Source organism: Pseudomonas sp. BS3782 TE3695, assembly GCF_050435305.1.
In the GTDB taxonomy this organism is placed as follows: Bacteria; Pseudomonadota; Gammaproteobacteria; order Pseudomonadales; family Pseudomonadaceae; genus Aquipseudomonas.
The window spans coordinates 896,856-915,369 of the sequence record NZ_JBNDKB010000001.1 but is presented as its reverse complement, the minus strand read 5'-3'; the positions used below and the strand labels follow the sequence as shown (position 1 = coordinate 915,369).

17 protein-coding genes are annotated in these 18,514 nt (G+C 58.9%); 7 read left to right on the top strand and 10 right to left on the bottom strand.

Annotation, left to right across the window (positions count from 1 at the left end):
• Position 1: 1 nt before the first annotated feature.
• The gene (locus ABH909_RS04065) at positions 2-169 is read right to left on the bottom strand and encodes a rubredoxin (protein ID WP_007896465.1); all 168 of its coding nucleotides are present in this window, start codon (positions 167-169) and stop codon (positions 2-4) included.
• 200 nt (positions 170-369) lie between these two features.
• Here ABH909_RS04065 and ABH909_RS04060 point away from each other — a divergent pair, with 200 nt between their 5' ends.
• Together ABH909_RS04060 and ubiA are read left to right on the top strand one after the other, a co-directional pair.
• Positions 370-933 (top strand): chorismate--pyruvate lyase family protein, encoded by a 564-nt coding sequence (locus ABH909_RS04060; RefSeq protein WP_429430691.1) that lies wholly within the window; start codon positions 370-372, stop codon positions 931-933.
• Positions 933-1,823, top strand: a complete 891-nt coding sequence (gene ubiA, locus ABH909_RS04055) for a 4-hydroxybenzoate octaprenyltransferase (protein ID WP_429430689.1) — start codon at positions 933-935, stop codon at positions 1,821-1,823. Before ABH909_RS04060 ends, ubiA begins: the two co-directional genes overlap by 1 nt.
• Before the next feature lie 89 nt (positions 1,824-1,912).
• Here ubiA and ABH909_RS04050 read toward each other — a convergent pair whose 3' ends face one another.
• A complete protein-coding gene (locus ABH909_RS04050) occupies positions 1,913-2,290 on the bottom strand; it encodes a COG4315 family predicted lipoprotein (RefSeq protein ID WP_429430687.1) in 378 nt (125 codons plus the stop codon).
• Positions 2,291-2,441: 151 nt separating this feature from the next.
• Here ABH909_RS04050 and phoB point away from each other — a divergent pair, with 151 nt between their 5' ends.
• From phoB to ABH909_RS04035, 3 genes are all read left to right on the top strand, one after another.
• Positions 2,442-3,131 (top strand): phosphate regulon transcriptional regulator PhoB, encoded by a 690-nt coding sequence (gene phoB, locus ABH909_RS04045; protein ID WP_007896474.1) that lies wholly within the window; start codon positions 2,442-2,444, stop codon positions 3,129-3,131.
• 143 nt (positions 3,132-3,274) lie between these two features.
• Positions 3,275-4,561: a phosphate regulon sensor histidine kinase PhoR gene (gene phoR / locus ABH909_RS04040; protein WP_429439740.1), complete on the top strand. Its 1,287-nt coding sequence runs from the start codon at positions 3,275-3,277 to the stop codon at positions 4,559-4,561.
• 123 nt (positions 4,562-4,684) lie between these two features.
• Positions 4,685-6,025, top strand: coding sequence for a hemolysin family protein (locus ABH909_RS04035; protein ID WP_429430686.1), 1,341 nt, complete (start codon positions 4,685-4,687; stop codon positions 6,023-6,025).
• A 144-nt stretch (positions 6,026-6,169) separates the two neighbouring features.
• Here the strand turns inward: ABH909_RS04035 and ABH909_RS04030 are convergent, their stop codons facing one another.
• From ABH909_RS04030 to ABH909_RS04000, 7 genes are all read right to left on the bottom strand, one after another.
• Positions 6,170-7,066: a peptidoglycan DD-metalloendopeptidase family protein gene (locus tag ABH909_RS04030; RefSeq protein ID WP_429430684.1), complete on the bottom strand. Its 897-nt coding sequence runs from the start codon at positions 7,064-7,066 to the stop codon at positions 6,170-6,172.
• Positions 7,067-7,253: 187 nt separating this feature from the next.
• A complete protein-coding gene (locus ABH909_RS04025; protein WP_429430682.1) occupies positions 7,254-8,204 on the bottom strand; it encodes a response regulator in 951 nt (316 codons plus the stop codon).
• Positions 8,205-8,371: 167 nt separating this feature from the next.
• Complete coding sequence (phoU, locus tag ABH909_RS04020; RefSeq protein ID WP_007896483.1) at positions 8,372-9,133, bottom strand: phosphate signaling complex protein PhoU; 762 nt, start codon at positions 9,131-9,133, stop codon at positions 8,372-8,374.
• A gap of 120 nt (positions 9,134-9,253) precedes the next feature.
• On the bottom strand, positions 9,254-10,087 hold the full coding sequence (gene pstB / locus ABH909_RS04015) for a phosphate ABC transporter ATP-binding protein PstB (protein WP_095052363.1): 834 nt from the start codon (positions 10,085-10,087) through the stop codon (positions 9,254-9,256).
• A 179-nt stretch (positions 10,088-10,266) separates the two neighbouring features.
• Positions 10,267-11,937 carry a phosphate ABC transporter permease PstA gene (gene pstA, locus ABH909_RS04010; protein ID WP_429430680.1) on the bottom strand — a complete coding sequence of 557 codons (1,671 nt, stop codon included), beginning with the start codon at positions 11,935-11,937 and terminating at the stop codon, positions 10,267-10,269.
• Positions 11,938-11,952: 15 nt separating this feature from the next.
• Positions 11,953-13,986: an ABC transporter permease subunit gene (locus ABH909_RS04005; RefSeq protein ID WP_429439738.1), complete on the bottom strand. Its 2,034-nt coding sequence runs from the start codon at positions 13,984-13,986 to the stop codon at positions 11,953-11,955.
• A 478-nt stretch (positions 13,987-14,464) separates the two neighbouring features.
• Positions 14,465-15,463 (bottom strand): phosphate ABC transporter substrate-binding protein PstS, encoded by a 999-nt coding sequence (locus tag ABH909_RS04000; protein ID WP_429430679.1) that lies wholly within the window; start codon positions 15,461-15,463, stop codon positions 14,465-14,467.
• A 187-nt stretch (positions 15,464-15,650) separates the two neighbouring features.
• Here ABH909_RS04000 and ABH909_RS03995 point away from each other — a divergent pair, with 187 nt between their 5' ends.
• Together ABH909_RS03995 and ABH909_RS03990 are read left to right on the top strand one after the other, a co-directional pair.
• Entirely contained in the window at positions 15,651-16,709 is a 1,059-nt protein-coding gene (locus ABH909_RS03995) for a helix-turn-helix domain-containing protein (protein WP_429430677.1), read from the top strand.
• Positions 16,706-17,197, top strand: a complete 492-nt coding sequence (locus ABH909_RS03990; protein WP_429430675.1) for a type II toxin-antitoxin system VapC family toxin — start codon at positions 16,706-16,708, stop codon at positions 17,195-17,197. Before ABH909_RS03995 ends, ABH909_RS03990 begins: the two co-directional genes overlap by 4 nt.
• Positions 17,198-17,210: 13 nt before the next feature.
• On the opposite strand, the gene ABH909_RS03985 is transcribed toward ABH909_RS03990, so the two are convergent.
• Complete coding sequence (locus tag ABH909_RS03985; RefSeq protein WP_429430673.1) at positions 17,211-18,509, bottom strand: MFS transporter; 1,299 nt, start codon at positions 18,507-18,509, stop codon at positions 17,211-17,213.
• Between the last annotated feature and the right edge of the window lie 5 nt (positions 18,510-18,514).

The window sequence follows — 18,514 nt, the reverse complement described above, 5'->3', positions numbered from 1 at the left end:
CTTAGTTGATTTCAATCATTTCGAAATCCATCTTGCCCACGCCGCAGTCCGGGCACAGCCAGTCTTCCGGCACATCCTGCCACGGCGTGCCGGCCGCAATACCGTCGTCCGGCCAGCCCTCGGCTTCGTTATAGATCAGGCCGCAGACCACACATTGCCACTTTTTCATTCAGGTACTTCCTCAGGATTCAGGCTTTTGCCGGCGCGAACGGTCGATAGGTGGAGCGCTGCCGTCCGGCTCAGGGCGTTTTGTACTGATCGCGCCCGGCAGATGCAAGCCTGTTCGGCGCAACGGCAGGCGGGGCCAATCAAATTCGCCGCCTGACATGGTAAGCTCGCCGCCTCATTTGCTGCCAATAATGACTCACTGTGCCGCACTCAAAATCCCCCTCCGCGATACCGGTCTGGCTCCTTCGAAGCCAACTGACACCCCTTCCCGATACGTCTACGCTCGATTGGCTGTTCGATGAAGGGTCGCTGACCCGGCGCTTGATCCGCCTGTCGAATGACGGTTTCAGCGTCACGCCGCTGTTCGAAGGCTGGCAACCGCTGCGCGCCGATGAATGTGCTGCGCTGGAGCTGGCCGAAGGCAGTGAAGGCTGGGTGCGCGAGGTGTATCTGCGCGGGCACGGTGAAGCCTGGGTGTTTGCACGCAGTGTGGCGGCGCGTAGCGCGTTGCAGGGCGATGGATTGCATATGGATGAATTGGGTAGCCGTTCGCTGGGCGAATTGCTGTTTTGTGATCAGGCATTTCAGCGCCGGGCCATTGAGGTTTGTCACTATCCTCAGGCATGGCTACCAATGGATGCTCAGGCGCCTGAACTGTGGGGCCGGCGCTCACGTTTCGACCGCGGCGCCTTGAGCGTGCTGGTGGCCGAGATCTTCCTGCCGACCTTGTGGAACGCCACCCGCGCCCATCCGGAGAATTGCTGATGTACCAAAGCCTGCTCAAATCCCTGAACCGCGTGAATCCTCGGGCTTGGGATTTCATTCAGTTGACCCGCATGGATAAGCCGATCGGCATTTACTTGCTGCTATGGCCGACGTTGTGGGCACTCTGGATTGCCGGTGAAGGTTCGCCGTCATTGGCCAATATCGTGATTTTCGTGCTCGGCGTGGTACTGACCCGCGCCGGCGGTTGTGTGATCAACGATTGGGCGGACCGTAAGGTCGATGGCCACGTGAAACGCACCGAACAGCGGCCACTGGTGAGCGGCAAGATCAGCTCGAAAGAAGCCCTGGTGTTCTTCGCGGTGCTGATGGGCGTGAGTTTCTTGCTGGTGCTGTGTACTAACGCGAAGACCGTGTGGCTTTCGCTGGGCGGTTTGGCTCTGGCGTTCACGTATCCGTTCATGAAGCGCTATACCTATTATCCGCAAGTAGTGCTGGGTGCAGCGTTCTCTTGGGGCATGCCGATGGCGTTCACCGCCCAAACCGGTGAACTGCCGGCGGCGGCCTGGTTATTGTGGATCGCCAACTTGTTGTGGACCGTTGGCTACGACACCTATTACGCCATGACCGACCGCGACGACGACCTGAAGATCGGGGTGAAATCCACGGCGATTCTGTTTGGCGACGCCGACAGGGTGATCATTCTGACCCTGCAAGGATTGACACTGGGGTGTTTGCTGCTGGCGGGTTCAAAATTCCAGCTCGGCGGCTGGTTCCACCTTGGATTGCTGGCGGCGGCGGGTTGTTTTGCGTGGGAGTTCTGGTATACCCGCAGCAAGGACCGGATGCGCTGCTTTCAGGCGTTTTTGCACAATCACTGGGCCGGGTTGGCGATTTTCGTGGGGATTGTGCTGGATTACGCATTGCGCTGACGCCTGGAAAAGATCGCAGCCTTCGGCAGCTCCTACACCGGATGACATCTGTAGGAGCTGCCGAAGGCTGCGATCTTTTTGGCAATCACTCAGTGTCGATACATGTGCCAGAAGCCGCCTTTACCCTCACCCTCTGTATCCCCGGGTTTTTTGTCCATTTTGTAGCCATACATTGGCTTGCCTTTATAAGCCCATTGCATCGTGCCGTCGTCACGCTTGATCGGCGTCCAGTCACCTGTGGGCTTGGCATCCATCGGCGCCATCAAAGGCGGCCAATTCGTCGCACACTCACCCGTGCACATCGACTTGCCCTCCTTGTCTTTGTCAAACGTGTACAAGGTCATGCCCTTGTGGTCGACCATCATGCCGTCTTTCATCATGGCCGGGTCTGCCGCGAAGGCCAGGGACGGCAGCGTTAGCGCAGCCGTGACCAGCAGGGCCTTCCAGGATTGCGCAATGTAATTCATGAAACCTTCCTCTTGTGGTTGTCAGGATTCGGACTTAGAGCTTAGTTCATGATCACGACAATCGCAGGGCGGCTAAAATACTGTCACACGACTGCAATAATTCCGTTATCTAATGCGGCGCAAGACAGTTAAATGACAAGAGGATTAACGCATGGTTGGCAGGAGCATTCTGATCGTCGACGACGAAGCGCCCATTCGCGAAATGATCGCCGTTGCGTTGGAAATGGCCGGCTACGACTGCCTGGAGGCGGAGAACTCGCAGCAGGCCCATGCCATTATCGTCGACCGCAAGCCGGACCTTATTTTGCTCGACTGGATGCTGCCCGGCACTTCCGGCATCGAACTGGCCCGCCGCCTCAAGCGTGATGAACTGACCGGGGATATCCCGATCATCATGCTCACCGCCAAGGGCGAAGAGGACAACAAGATCCAGGGTCTGGAAGTCGGCGCCGATGATTACATCACCAAGCCATTTTCCCCGCGTGAACTGGTGGCCCGCCTGAAAGCCGTACTGCGCCGCGCCGGCCCGACCGATGGCGAAGCGCCGATCGAAGTTGGCGGCCTGCTGCTGGACCCGATCAGCCACCGCGTGACCATCGACGGCAAACCCGCCGAGATGGGCCCGACCGAATACCGTTTGCTGCAATTTTTCATGACCCACCAGGAACGTGCCTACACCCGCGGGCAGTTGCTGGATCAGGTCTGGGGCGGCAACGTCTATGTCGAAGAACGCACCGTCGACGTACACATCCGTCGCCTGCGCAAAGCCCTCGGCGATGCCTATGAAAATCTGGTACAAACCGTGCGCGGCACAGGCTACCGGTTTTCCACCAAGGCATAAAAACAGCGGCAAGCTTCAAGCTATAAGCGGCAAGCAAGGCGCAGCCGAGCCCGTCGCTCTTACTTGAAGCTTGCAGCTTGAAACTTGAAGCTGCGTTAGGACGCTCCGTGAACCAAAACTGGCATGGCACCCTGATCCGCCACATGCTTTTGCTGGTCACCGCCTGTCTGGTGATCGGCCTGATTTCCGGCTACTACGGCTGGAGCCTCGCCGTGGGCCTGGGCCTTTATCTGGCCTGGACCCTCAAGCAACTGCTGCGTTTGCATGAATGGCTACGCCTGCACAAACCCGATGAAGCACCGCCCGATGGTTATGGCCTGTGGGGCGAAGTGTTCGACAGCATTTACCACCTGCAACGCCGCGACCAACGGGTGCGCGGGCGCTTGCAAGCGGTGATCGACCGGGTCCAGGAATCCACCGCGGCGCTGAAAGATGCGGTAATCATGCTCGACAGCGATGGCAACCTGGAATGGTGGAACCGCGCCGCCGAAACCCTGCTGGGCCTCAAGACCCCACAGGACAGCGGTCAGCCCGTGACCAACCTGGTGCGCCATCCGCGCTTCAAGGAGTACTTTGAGCAGGACAGCTACGCCGAGCCGCTGGAAATCCCTTCGCCGATTAATGATCGCCTGCGCATTCAGCTGTACATCACTCGCTACGGCAACAACGAACACTTGATGCTGGTGCGCGACGTGACGCGTATCCATCAGCTGGAGCAGATGCGCAAAGACTTCATCGCCAACGTGTCCCATGAGCTGCGCACACCGCTGACGGTGATCTGCGGCTACCTGGAAACCCTGCTCGACAACGTCGAGGAAGTGAACCCGCGCTGGACCCGTGCCCTGCAGCAGATGCAACAGCAAGGCGGGCGCATGCAGACCTTGCTCAACGATTTGTTGCTGCTGGCCAAACTCGAGGCCACCGATTACCCGTCGGACAACCAACCGGTGGCCGTCGACAGCCTGCTGCAATCGATCAAGAGCGACGCTCAGCAACTGTCCGGCCAACGCAATCAGCACATCACCCTGGAAGCCGATCCGACGATTCTGCTCAAGGGTAGCGAAGCGGAATTGCGTAGCGCGTTTTCCAATCTGGTGTTCAACGCAGTGAAGTACACACCGGCCGAGGGCAATATCCGCATTCGCTGGTGGGGTGACGATCAAGGCGCACACCTGAGCGTGCAGGATTCGGGGATCGGCATCGACAGCAAACACTTGCCGCGACTGACTGAACGCTTCTATCGCGTCGATTCCAGCCGCAACTCCAACACCGGCGGCACCGGGCTGGGGCTGGCCATCGTCAAGCATGTATTGCTGCGTCACCGGGCACGTATGGAGATCAGCAGTGTGCCGGGCCATGGCAGCACGTTTACCTGCCATTTTGCGCCCGCCCAAGTGACAAAATCCCGGGTCATCAGTGCCGCCGATTGATACCGGCCAGCACTCGCCACTAGGCAAGCCAAGAGTCAGCCGCTACATTGGCTGACTTGTGCCTGCCTTTCAGGCGCACTTTTTTCTTTCCTTTCGAATACACGGAACCCGCAAAACTCCATCATGGACCCTTCCCCTGGCTTGACCCTCGCAACAATATTCGCCGATTTCGGCATGATTCTTTTTGCTCTGATCCTGGTTTTGCTCAACGGCTTTTTCGTTGCGGCAGAGTTCGCCATGGTCAAATTGCGCTCGACCCGCGTCGAAGCCATCGCTGAAAAGCACGGTTGGCGCGGGCATATCCTGCGTACCGTGCACAGTCAGCTCGATGCTTATCTTTCGGCCTGCCAGTTGGGTATCACCCTCGCCTCGCTGGGCCTGGGCTGGGTCGGCGAACCCGCGTTCGCGCACCTTCTGGCACCCGTGCTGAGTGCCGTGGGGGTAGATTCCGCTGAGGTGGTGAAGGCCGTTTCGTTCTTCACCGCGTTCTTCATCATTTCGTACCTGCACATCGTGGTCGGCGAACTGGCCCCGAAATCCTGGGCCATCCGCAAACCCGAGTTGCTGTCGTTGTGGACGGCGGTGCCGCTGTACTTGTTCTACTGGGCCATGTACCCGGCCATCTACCTGCTCAACGCCAGCGCCAACCAGATCCTGCGCATTGCCGGGCAAGGTGAACCTGGCCCGCACCATGAGCACCATTACAGCCGTGAAGAACTGAAACTGATCCTGCACTCCAGCCGTGGCCAGGACCCGAGCGACCAAGGCATGCGCGTATTGGCCTCGGCGGTGGAAATGGGCGAGCTGGAAGTGGTCGACTGGGCCAACTCCCGGGAAGACCTGGTGACGCTGGAGTTCAACGCGCCGCTCAAGGAAATTCTGGCGATGTTCCGTCGCCACAAGTTCAGCCGCTACCCGGTGTATGACAGCGAGCGCCAGGAGTTCGTCGGCCTGCTGCACATCAAGGATTTGCTGCTGGAACTGGCCGCGCTGGATCACATTCCCGAGTCGTTCAACCTGGCCGAATTGACCCGCCCGCTGGAGCGCGTGTCTCGCCACATGCCGCTGTCGCAACTGCTGGAACAATTCCGCAAGGGCGGCTCGCATTTCGCGGTGGTCGAGGAAGCCGACGGCAACATCATCGGCTACCTGACCATGGAAGACGTGCTGGAAGTGTTGGTGGGCGACATTCAGGACGAACACCGCAAGGCTGAACGCGGGATCCTCGCGTATCAACCGGGCAAACTGCTGGTGCGGGGCGATACGCCGCTGTTCAAGGTCGAACGCCTGTTGGGCATCGATCTGGATCACATCGAAGCGGAAACCCTCGCCGGGCTGGTCTACGAAACCCTGAAACGGGTGCCGGAAGAGGAAGAAGTGCTGGAAGTCGAAGGCTTGCGGATCATCATCAAGAAAATGAAAGGGCCGAAGATCATTTTGGCGAAAGTATTGATGCTGGACTAAGCGATCCCTGACCGGATCCGTGTTGATCCCTTCGCGAGCAAGCCCGCTCCCACACTTGTTATGCGTCGATCACATAAATCGGGTTCGACGCCGATCAAATGTGGGAGCGGGCTTGCTCGCGAATGCGTCAGACCAGACAACCCATCACTTCTTGCCCAACGCAAAGTTGGGCAACGCCCCTACCGGTTGATTGAACTGGTACGGAATCGATACCAACCCCAAGCCGGTATTGCGCTGCACCACGAAGTGCAGGTGCGGGCCGCTACTGTTGCCGGTATTGCCCGACAGCGCCAGCGCACTGCCCACCACCACGCGCTGACCTTCCCGTACGCTGACCGAGCCTTTCTTTAGGTGCAGGTACACGCCCATGGTCCCGTCATCGTGCAATACCCGCACGAAGTTGCCCGACGGATCGTTGCCGCGCCCGGTCTGGCCATTCTCGGTTTTCACCACCATGCCGCCGCGCGCCGCGATGATCGGCGTGCCTTCGGGCATGGCGATGTCCATCGCATAACGGTTCTTCGGCCCATAGTGGCTGTATTGGCCATTGGCGCCCTGACTGAGCCGAAACGGCCCACCGCGCCAGGGCAATGGATATCGATAGGCCATGGTGGCCCCTGCAGGGTCGCCCAGGGAATATTCGAACTTCGGGGTATACGCCAGCGGCCTTCCGGCCTTCGTCGCCTTGAGCAGCGCCAGACGAATGCTGCTGCGTGCCGGCATAACCCGCCGAATCGGTCGGCTCGGCGCGCCGCTGACATTGCTCAGCCCGGAAAAACTCAGCTCGATCTCGACCGGCGCATACAGATCGTTGCGCACGAACACACTGTCCATGCCCCTCTGCTTCTTGATATCGAGGTACACCTGCCGCTCCAGGCGCTCGACCATCCGGTCGCGAAAAACGAACACCTTCGCACCTTTGCTGGGGCGGTCGCTGTAGGAGACCACGCCACTGGCATCGGTGGAGCGGTAAATCGTCATGGCCACAGCCGAGGTGGAGGCCATGAGCAGACCACAGAAAAACAGCAGGCGCGCGAGCATGGGCAAGATTCTGTCGAGTAAGGCCTGGGAAGGAGCCTAGCAGCTGAAATGGACCAGCGTAGTCGACAGATGTTTCAAATCGGGGAAAGAAGCAAGATCAAAAGATCGCAGCCTTCGGCAGCTCCTACAAAGGCAATGCGATCACCTGTAGGAGCTGCCGAAGGCTGCGATCTTTTGGGGGCGACGCTTACGCGCCCGGTACGAAATGTTTCTGCGCGGTGCCACGGGCGATCAGGCGGGAGATGTAGTCGAGTTTCTGCGCATCCTGATCGACAAAGCGGAAGGTCAGTTGCAGCCACTCGCTGTCGGGTTTCGGCTCGAAGGCGACGATGGCGTGCAGGTAGCCGTTGAGCCGGGCGATTTCAGCGTTGTCGCCCTGCTCCAGGTCGAGCACGGCGCTGTCGAGGACTTGCGGCAGCGTGTCGGTGCGTTTCACCACCAACAGCGCTTCCTTGATACTCAAAGCCTTGATCACGCATTGCTGAGTGCCGCTCGGCAAGCGCAGTTGGCCTTGGCCACGACCGCCGGCCGATGCTGCGGAGGCAGCCGGCGCCTTGACCGGCGGGCTGTTGAGCAGGCCGCGAGACGGCGCAGCGGCCGGGGCTGGCGCGGCGGCGACAGGTTTGGCGAACGGATTGACCGGTGCCGCCGATGGCGCGGTGATCGCAGCCTTGCCGCCAGTGAGTGCGCTGAGGGAATCGTTGCCGAACGCCGAGTTCATTTTGGTCGGCGCGCTGTTCATCAAGGTGTCGAGTTTGCCGACCTTGTTCAGTGCCTGCTTGACCTTGGTCAGCAGTTGCTCGTTGGTGAACGGCTTGCTGACGTAACCCGAAACCCCGGCCTGAATCGCCTGGACGACGTTCTCTTTGTCGCCACGGCTGGTGACCATCACGAACGGCATGGTCTTGAGGTTGTCCTGCTCACGGCACCAGGTCAGCAGTTCCAGACCGGACATTTCCGGCATTTCCCAGTCGCACAGAACCAGGTCGAATGCTTCTTTGGCCAGCATGGCCTGGGCCTTTTTGCCGTTGACGGCATCTTCGGTCCGGATCCCTGGGAAGTAGTTGCGCAGGCACTTCTTCACCAGGTCACGAATGAACGACGCATCGTCCACGACCAACACACTGATCTTGCTCATCCAACACCCCTTTAAAAATCCCGGCAAGCATAACGCTGGCTGATGGCACTTTGCCAAAACTCTTCAGTCACGCCGGGACTTTTCGTTCGCGGGTGCTGCTTTTCAATTCAAAAGCCACACAAACAAAAACGCCCGGCCAAAAGGCCGGGCGCTTTTCTTGGGCAATCTTACTTATCGTCAGCTTTGCCCGGAACATTAGCGGTTTCGGCACTTGTGCCTTCAACTTCTTCCTTCATGCGCTTGAGGCCCAAGTGACGCACGTCGGTGCCGCGCACCAGGTAAATCACCAGTTCCGAGATATTGCGCGCGTGGTCGCCGATTCGCTCCAGCGAACGCAGCACCCAGATAATGCTCAACACCCGCGAGATAGAGCGCGGGTCTTCCATCATGTAAGTGGCCAGCTCGCGCAGCGCGGTCTTGTATTCGCGGTCGATAATCTTGTCGTACTGCGCCACTGACAACGCCAGGTCGGCGTCGAAGCGGGCAAACGCGTCCAGCGCATCGCGGACCATGTTGCGCACCTGGTCGCCGATGTGGCGAACCTCGACGTAACCGCGCGGCGCTTCACCTTCTTCGCACAACTGGATGGCACGGCGGGCGATCTTGGTGGCTTCGTCGCCGATGCGCTCCAAATCGATCACCGACTTGGAGATGCTGATGATCAGGCGCAAGTCCGACGCCGCCGGTTGGCGACGGGCCAGAATGCGCAGGCATTCTTCGTCGATGTTGCGTTCCATCTGATTGATCTGGTCGTCGATCTCACGCACTTGCTGGGCCAGGCCGGAGTCGGCCTCGATCAGCGCGGTGACCGCGTCGTTAACCTGCTTTTCCACCAGCCCGCCCATGGCCAGGAGGTGGCTGCGCACCTCTTCCAGCTCGGCGTTGAACTGTGCGGAAATGTGGTGAGTAAGGCCTTCTTTACTAATCATCTTGTTCGCTCCGCGAAAGTTGCAAGCTTCAAGCCGCAAGCTTCAAGCAGTTATGTATAAGTCCTGAAATCGCACCGCTTCTTTCTGGCCGCTTGCAGCTTGACGCTTGCGGCTGTACGGCTAGCCGTAACGACCGGTAATGTAGTCTTCGGTCTGCTTCTTCGCCGGATTGGTGAACAGAGTATCGGTATCGCCGAATTCCACCAGTTTGCCCATGTACATGAACGCCGTGTAGTCGGAAACCCGCGCGGCCTGTTGCATGTTGTGGGTCACGATAACAATAGTGAACTTGGATTTCAGTTCGTAGATCAGCTCTTCGACTTTCAGCGTGGAGATCGGATCAAGTGCCGAGCAGGGTTCGTCGAGCAGCAGTACTTCCGGCTCCACGGCAATGGTGCGGGCAATCACCAGACGTTGCTGCTGACCACCGGACAGGCCGAGTGCCGATTCGTGCAGACGGTCTTTGACCTCATCCCACAGCGCCGCGCCTTTCAACGCCCACTCGACGGCTTCGTCGAGGATGCGTTTCTTGTTGATGCCCTGGATGCGCAGACCGTAAACCACGTTTTCGTAGATGGTTTTCGGGAACGGATTAGGCTTCTGAAAAACCATGCCGACCCGGCGACGCAACTCGGCCACATCCTCGCCCTTGCGGTAGATGTTATTGCCGTAGAGGTTAATTGCGCCGTCGACGCGGCAGCCATCCACCAGGTCGTTCATGCGGTTGAAGGTGCGCAGAAGCGTGGACTTGCCGCAGCCGGATGGGCCGATGAAGGCGGTCACGCGCTGTTTCGGGATATTCATGCTGACGTCGAACAGCGCCTGTTTGTCGCCATAGAACAGGCTCAGGCCCGGTACTTCGATGGCCACGGTTTCCTGCTCGAGGCTCAGGCTCTGTTTGTCGCGGCCCAGGGCCGACATGTTGATGCCGTGAGTATGTGCTTCGTGCTGCATGGGAGGCTCCCCTGTGCTAACAAATTCGGTTCGGGACGCCACTTGTGGCATGCCCAATAAATGTTCGGTTGGACGCGATCCAGTGTGGGAGCGGGCTTGCTCGCGAAGAGGTCAGCACATTCAACATCAATGCTGCCTGACCCACCGCTTTCGCGAGCAAGCCCGCTCCCACATGGAAATCAGCTATCCAGCGCTTTGTATTTTTCGCGCAGATGGTTACGGATATAAACCGCCGACAAGTTGAGCGTGGCGATCACCAGCACCAGCAGCAAGGCGGTGGCGTACACCAGTGGCCGCGCGGCTTCGACGTTCGGGCTCTGGAAGCCGACGTCATAAATATGGAAGCCCAAGTGCATGATCTTCTGGTCCAGGTGCAAGTACGGGTAGTTGCCATCCAGCGGCAGCGATGGCGCCAGTTTCACCACACCCACCAGCATCAGCGGCGCCACTTCACCGGCGGCACGGGCCACCGCGAGGATCATCCCGGTCATCATCGCCGGGCTGGCCATCGGCAGCACGATCTTCCACAAAGTCTCGGCCTTGGTCGCGCCGAGGGCCAACGAGCCTTCACGCACGGTGCGAGGAATCCGCGCCAGGCCTTCTTCGGTGGCCACGATCACCACCGGCACGGCCAGCAGGGCCAGGGTCAGCGAGGCCCAGAGCAGGCCCGGCGTACCGAAGGTCGGCGCCGGCAGGGCTTCAGGGAAGAACAACCGGTCGACCGAACCGCCGAGCACGTAGACGAAGAAGCCCAGACCGAATACGCCATAAACGATGGCCGGAACACCTGCCAGGTTATTTACCGCGATGCGGATCAGCCGGGTCATCGGCCCCTGACGTGCATATTCACGCAGGTAGACCGCCGCCAGCACACCGAACGGCGTCACGATCATCGCCATGATCAGGGTCATCATCACGGTGCCGAAAATCGCCGGGAAAATCCCGCCTTCGGTGTTGGCTTCACGCGGATCATCGCTGAGGAATTCCCAGACCTTGCTGAAGTAGAAGCCGATCTTGGTGAAGGTGTCCATGGCGTTCGGCTGGTAGGCGTGAACCACTTTGCCAATGCCGATTTCGACTTCTTTACCGTTGGCATCGCGAGCGGTCAGGCTGTCGCGGTTGAACTGCGCGTGCAGATCATTCAGGCGTGCTTCGATGTCCTGATAACGTGCATTGAGCTCGGCGCGCTCGGACTCCAGGTCCGCTTGCGCGGCAGCGTCGAGACGGCCGGCCAATTCCAGTTTGCGACCGTGCAGACGCACACGTTCGAGACCGGCGTTGATCGCACCGATGTCGACCTTTTCCAAAGTCTTGAGCTGTGCGGCGAGCTGGTTGACGCGATCCACGCGCGCCTGCAACTCAGGCCATGCGGCCTCGCCTTCAGCGATGACCTTGCCATCCTGCTTGACGTTGACCAGGTAGCCGTAGAAGTTGCCCCACTCACGACGCTCGATGGCCATCAGCTCAGGCGGCGTCTTCTGGTTGGTCAGCCACTCGCCGACAATCCAGGTGAAGTCGGTGCCGTTCAGATCACGGTTGCCGACCTTGATCAGCTCGCGGGTCATGAACTCCGGGCCCTGATCGGGCACCGGTAGGCCAGCGCTTTTCAGGCGCTCGCGTGGCACTTCTTCTTTCTGCACCACTTCGCCGATGACGAGGTGATTGGCTTGGCCCGGCACGTCGTAACTGGCGTGTATCAGGTCCGCCGGCCAGAAGTGACCCAGGCCGCGCACGGCAATCACCGCCAGCAGGCCAATGGTCATGATGACCGCAATGGACACCGCGCCACCGCTGATCCAGACGCCGGGGGCGCCGCTCTTGAACCATCCATTCAGGGAGTTCTGTTTCACAGACTTCTACCTTTCTTAAAGCGACGAGTATTTCTTGCGCAGACGCTGACGAATCAGTTCCGCGAGGGTGTTCATGACGAAGGTGAACAACAGCAGTACCAGCGCCGAGAGGAACAGCACGCGGTAGTGGCTGCCGCCGACTTCCGACTCAGGCATTTCCACCGCAACGTTGGCCGCCAGGGTGCGCAGGCCTTCGAACAGGTTCATTTCCATGACCGGGGTGTTACCGGTGGCCATCAGCACGATCATGGTTTCACCCACCGCGCGGCCCATGCCGATCATCAGTGCCGAGAAAATGCCCGGGCTGGCGGTGAGGATCACCACGCGCGTCATGGTCTGCCACGGCGTGGCACCGAGGGCCAGAGAGCCCAGGGTCAGGCCCCGAGGCACACTGAATACGGCGTCTTCGGCGATGGAGTAGATGTTCGGAATCACCGCGAAGCCCATGGCCAGGCCGACCACCAGAGCGTTGCGCTGATCGTAGGTGATGCCCAGGTCGTGGGAGATCCACATGCGCATGTCGCCGCCGAAGAACCAGGTTTCCATGTACGGGCTCATGTACAGCGACAACCAGCCCACCAACAGAATCACCGGGATCAGGATCGCACTTTCCCAGCCGTCCGGCACTTTCAGGCGGATGGACTCAGGCAGGCGACTGAAGGCGAAACCGGCCACCAGAATGCCGATCGGTAGCAGCATCAGCAGGCTGAAGATGCCGGGCAAATGCCCTTCCACATACGGCGCCAGGAACAGGCCGGCGAAGAAGCCGAGGATCACCGTCGGCATCGCTTCCATCAGCTCGATCACCGGTTTGACCTTGCGACGCATGCCCGGGGCCATGAAGTACGCGGTGTAGATCGCGGCGGCAACGGCCAGTGGCGCTGCCAGCAGCATGGCGTAGAACGCAGCTTTCAGGGTACCGAAGGTCAGCGGCGAGAGGCTCAGCTTGGGTTCGAAGTCGGTGTTGGCCGCGGTCGATTGCCAGACGTATTTAGGCTCGTCGTAGTTCTCGTACCAGACCTTGCTCCACAACGCGCTCCACGAGACTTCCGGGTGCGGGTTGTCGAGCAGCAACGGTTGCAGCTTGCCGCCCTGCTCCACGATCACGCGGTTGGCCCGTGGCGACATGCCGAAAAGGCCTTGGCCGTCGACCACCTGATCCACCAGCAAAGTGCGGTGAGCGGTGCTGTGGAACACGCCCAGTTTGCCGGACGCATCGAGGGCAACGAAGCCTTTACGACGTTCTTCAGCGGTGATTTCAACGATCGGCGCAATGCCCATCTGGAAAGTACGAATCTGCTTCAGACGCTGCTCGCCATCCGGGTCGCGAGCCATGAACCATTGGGCCAGACCACCCTTGGAGTCACCGACGATCAGCGAGATGCCGCCCAGCAATTGGGTAATAGCGGTGACTTCGGTATTGCCGTCTTCAAGCAATTTGTAGCGCCCGTTAAGGCTTTTGTCGCGCAGACTGAAAACGTCGGCCTGAGCGCGACCGTTGACCACGTACAACCACTGCTGACGCGGGTCAATGAAGATGTTCTTCACCGGCTCGGTCATTTGCGGCAGCTCAACGCGCGTCTGCTCGTTGGTGACTTCGCCGGTCATCATGTTTTCTTCGCTGGTCAGCGACAGGACGTGCAGTTGCGCGGCCGTGGAGCCGGCCAGCAGCAGGGTCGAATCGGCAGCGTTGAGGCTGACGTGCTCCAGAACGCCGCCCGCCTCGTTCAGCACGATTGGCGTTTCACCGTACGGGTATTCAATGGCCGGCGAGATGGTTTTCTTGCCTTCCGGGTAGCTGACTTTATAGGTGTGACGGAATACCAGCGCCTGACCGTTGGACAAGCCCACGGCCACTAATGGCTGGCCAGGTTGATCCTCACCTATGGAGGTCACGCTGGTGCCGGCCGGAATCGGCAGATCGACGCGGCGCAGCTCAGTGCCCGTGTCGATATCAAAGAACAATGCCTGGCCCTTGTCGGAAACCCGCATGGCGACCTGGTTCTGTTCTTCGAGGGAAATCATCAGCGGCTTGCCGGCGTCTTGCATCCAGGCGGGCGTGATGGCGTCTTTGGCGGTCAGGTCGGCACCCTGGAACAGCGGCGCGACGACGTAACCGAGGAAGAAAAAGATCAGGGTGATCGCGGCAAGAACGGCGAGGCCGCCGACGAGGACGTACCAACGGGTCAGGCGATCTTTCAGCGCACGAATACGGCGCTTGCGTTGCAGCTCAGGCGTATTGAAGTCAATTCGCTTGGGGGGATTTGTAGTCATGGTGGAATTGGCCAGATCATTCATGCGCACACCCTAGCGATCCTGTATGACAGAAAGATGACAATGCAGTGACGCAACAAATCCGCCGCCGGGAGAAACCGGCAGCGGAGTGAAAATTTGGGGGTGTAGGAACTGTCGAAAAACCGAGGCTGCGATCTTTTGATCTTGCAATTGGAAAGCCAGATCAAAAGATCGCAGCCTCGGTTTTTCGACAGCTCCTACACTGGTCCGGGTTTAGCCCGGACCTAGGGTTTTACTTTTTTGCGACGTTACCGCCTTCTTGCAGACCCAAGTCAGCCAGTGCTTTTGCAGCAACCTTGGCTGGCAGCGGGATGTAGCCGTCTTTCACAACCACTTCCTGACCCTGTTTGGACAGAATCAGTTTCACGAACTCGGCTTCCAGCGGGGCCAGAGGCTTGTTCGGGGCCTTGTTGACGTAAACGTAGAGGAAACGCGACAGCGGATACTTGCCGTTCAGGGCGTTTTCTTCAGTGTCTTCAACGAACTCGGTGCTGCCTTTCTTGGCCAGGGCCACGGTTTTCACGCTGGCGGTCTTGTAGCCGATGCCCGAGTAGCCCACGCCGTTCAGCGAAGAGCTGATCGATTGCACGACCGAAGCCGAGCCTGGTTGTTCGTTGACGTTTGGCTTGAAGTCGCCTTTGCACAGGGCTTCTTCCTTGAAGTAGCCATAAGTGCCGGATACCGAGTTACGACCGAACAGTTGCACCGGCTTGTTGGCCAGATCGCCGGTCACACCCAGATCGCCCCAGGTTTTCACATCGGTTTTACCGCCGCACAGACGCGTCGAGGAGAAGATCGCATCGACCTGTTCCATGGTCAGGTGCTGGATCGGGTTGTCTTTGTGTACGAACACCGCCAAGGCATCCACGGCAACCGGGATAGCGGTTGGCTTGTAGCCGTACTTGGTTTCGAAGGCTTGCAGCTCGTTGTCCTTCATCTTGCGGCTCATCGGGCCCAGGTTAGCGGTGCCTTCAGTCAACGCAGGTGGCGCGGTGGAGGAACCGGCAGCCTGAATCTGGATGTTTACGTTCGGGTATTCTTTTTTGTAGTTCTCAGCCCACAGGGTCATGAGATTGGCCAGGGTATCGGAGCCGACGCTGGACAGGTTGCCCGACACACCAGTGGTCTTGGTGTAGCTCGGGATAGCAGGGTCAACAGCGGCAACCGCGTTGGCAGTCGCAACGCCAGCAGCGACAAAAGTCATTGCCGCCATCAAACGCTTCAGTTTCATGCCTTACTCCTAGCAGATAGGTGTGTTAGTCGGGGCCAAGTATCAGCAGGCCGTGTGAACACTCTATGGCTGAAATATGACAATTGGATGAAAGGCCAGTATTCAATTGCCGGACACATCCTGACCCTCAGCGCAAGGTTGACAAATAAGAACTAAAATATAGTCTTGTCAACCACGAGAGGAACCCATGATTAATGACCGAATCCGCCGCGCTCGCCTTCTGCGTGGCATATCCTTGGAGGCGCTGGCGCTCCAGCTTGGCGACATTACCAAGCAAGCCCTCAGCAAATACGAAAAAGGGTTAAGCACCCCGAACTCCTCGCGCCTGCTGCAAATGGCAAAAGTATTGGAGGTCAATCCTGAGTACTTTTTCCGTGCGGACGCCATCCCGCTTGCGCCGTTGGAGTTTCGCAAGCTTGCGAAAATGCCAAAATACCGTCAGGTGCAAGTCGAAGAACAGATTCGTGAACAGTTTGAGCGTTACATGGCTCTGGAGGGATGTTTCAACCCAGCGGACATCCAGACTCCAAGTACTCCTGCTCAAATGCTGCCCGTTTCCTCTATTGAAGAGGCCGAGCACGCCGCCGAATTACTTCGGGATTTCTGGGGAATTGGTAGCGACCCTATCGCTAATCTGACCGAGCAGTTAGAAGAGCACAGCATCAAGGTAGCGATGCTCATGGGGCCGGATGATTTCGATGGGGCATGCGCCGCTACCGGAGACGGGCGCCATGTCTTGATCGCGTTAAACGCCGAGCGTCCAGGTGAACGTATACGCTTCACCGCTGCCCACGAGCTTGGCCATTGGGTCATGCAGTTACCCGACGACATGCCTGAAAGAGACAAGGAAAACTGCTGTCATCGATTTGCAGGTGCATTCCTCTACCCGGCAAAAGGCGTCACCAGCGACTTCGGCAGCCATCCACGTTCACGGGTTCATCCGCGCGAGTTACTCATCGCCAAGCGCCAATACGGGATTTCGATGCACGCAGCACTACGGCGCCTCAAGGATCTGAACCTGCTTAGCGATGCGGGTTACAAATCTCTAACCATCCAATTCAGCGCGAACGGCTGGCGCAAGGCTGAGCCAGAACCCATGCCCTGTAAGCCACCACAACGTTTTGAATCGTTGGTGTTTTGGGGATTGGCAGAGGGGCTGATAACCAAATCCCGCGCAGCCGAACTTTTACGTAAGCCAGTGAGCGCCCTTGACCCAAACTTCCTAGGCTCATTGGAGAGTGCATGAGTCTGATCTATATCAGCGATACAAATATCTGGATCGATTTTAGAAACGCTGGATTGCTGGAACAGATGTTCAGACTTCCGTTCACACTTTGCTGCACCGATTTCGTGATGAATGAACTGGAGGACTTTCCCCATGACGAATTGCTCACCCATGGGTTGATTGTCGAATCTTTCGATGGCCCCGGAGTGGCTCGACTTTTCAGCCTCAAGGTAGAGCACAACAACAGCTCACTGGCGGATGTCTCCTGTTATTTGCTCGCGCAGGAGACAGGCCGACCGTTACTGACCGGAGACGGCAAGCTCAGACGCCAGGCTCAACGAGATGGCTTGCAGGTCCATGGGGCGCTCTGGCTACTCGACCTAATGGTCGAGCACCAAGTTGTTCCACCAGCACACGCTGCGGATGCTTTGGATAACATGCTCGAACATGGAGCACGTTTACCGCCTGGAGAATGTGATGCAAGGCTTTCGCACTGGCGTAAGCCTTAACATCCAACCGTTGTTACCGTCCTTTCTTCCAGAGATACCCACCCACCAGAATCCCGACCCCACAAATAATCGCTACGTAATAGGCCGGCCCCATCGGGCTTTCCTTGAGCAGCAGGGTGACGACCATCGGGGTCAGGCCGCCGAAAATGGCGTAGGCCAGGTTATAGGAAAACGACAACCCGCTAAACCGCACCACAGCCGGGAAGGCTTTGACCATCACATACGGCACCGCACCGATGGTCCCGACCAGCAGACCGGTCAGGGCATACATCGGGAACAGCCAGTCGGGATGGTTGAACAAGCTGTGATAGAACGTCCACGAACTGATCAGCAGCGCGGCGCTACCGAGTACGAACACCCGACCGGCGCCGAAGCGGTCAGCCAATGCGCCGGAGGCCACACAGCCCAGGCTCAGGAATACGATGGCCAGGCTGTTGGCCTGCAATGCGGTAGTCGGCGGGAAATGGTAGACGGTCTGCAGCACGGTCGGAGTCATGAGGATGACCACGATGATGCCGGCGGACAGCAACCAGGTCAGCAGCATTGAAATCAGAATCGCGCCGCGATGGTCGCGCAACACGGCGCGCAGCGGCACTTCTTCGGCCAGGGCCTTGCGCAATTGCAGCTCGGCGAACACCGGCGTTTCGTGGAGCCAACGGCGCAGGTAGACCGAGAACAGGCCAAACACGCCGCCCAGCAGGAACGGGATTCGCCAGGCGTAATCCGACACTTCCACCGGCGTGTAAATGCTGTTGATTGCGGTCGCGACCAACGAGCCCAAAAGAATGCCGGCCGTCAGACCGCTGGTCAGCGTGCCGCAGGCATAACCAATGTGACGCTGCGGCACGTGTTCGGAAACGAATACCCAGGCTCCCGGCACTTCCCCGCCAATCGCCGCGCCCTGGATGACCCGCATCAGCAGCAACAGGATCGGCGCCCACATACCTATCTGCGCGTAAGTCGGCAGCAGACCCATGATCAGGGTCGGGACTGCCATCATGAAAATGCTCAAGGTGAACATTTTCTTGCGCCCCAGCAGATCACCGAAGTGCGCCATGACGATGCCGCCCAATGGCCGTGCCAGGTAGCCGGCGGCGAAGATGCCGAACGTCTGCATCAGGCGCAGCCACTCGGGCATGTCGGCGGGAAAGAACAGTTTGCCGACCACCGTGGCAAAGAACACAAAGATGATGAAGTCGTAAAATTCCAACGCGCCGCCCAGGGCAGACAGCGATAACGTCTTATAGTCGTTGCGGGTCAACGGGCGTGCGGATTGGCTGGGCTGCGCGATGCTCGAGGGCGCTGAGGTCATGGCAA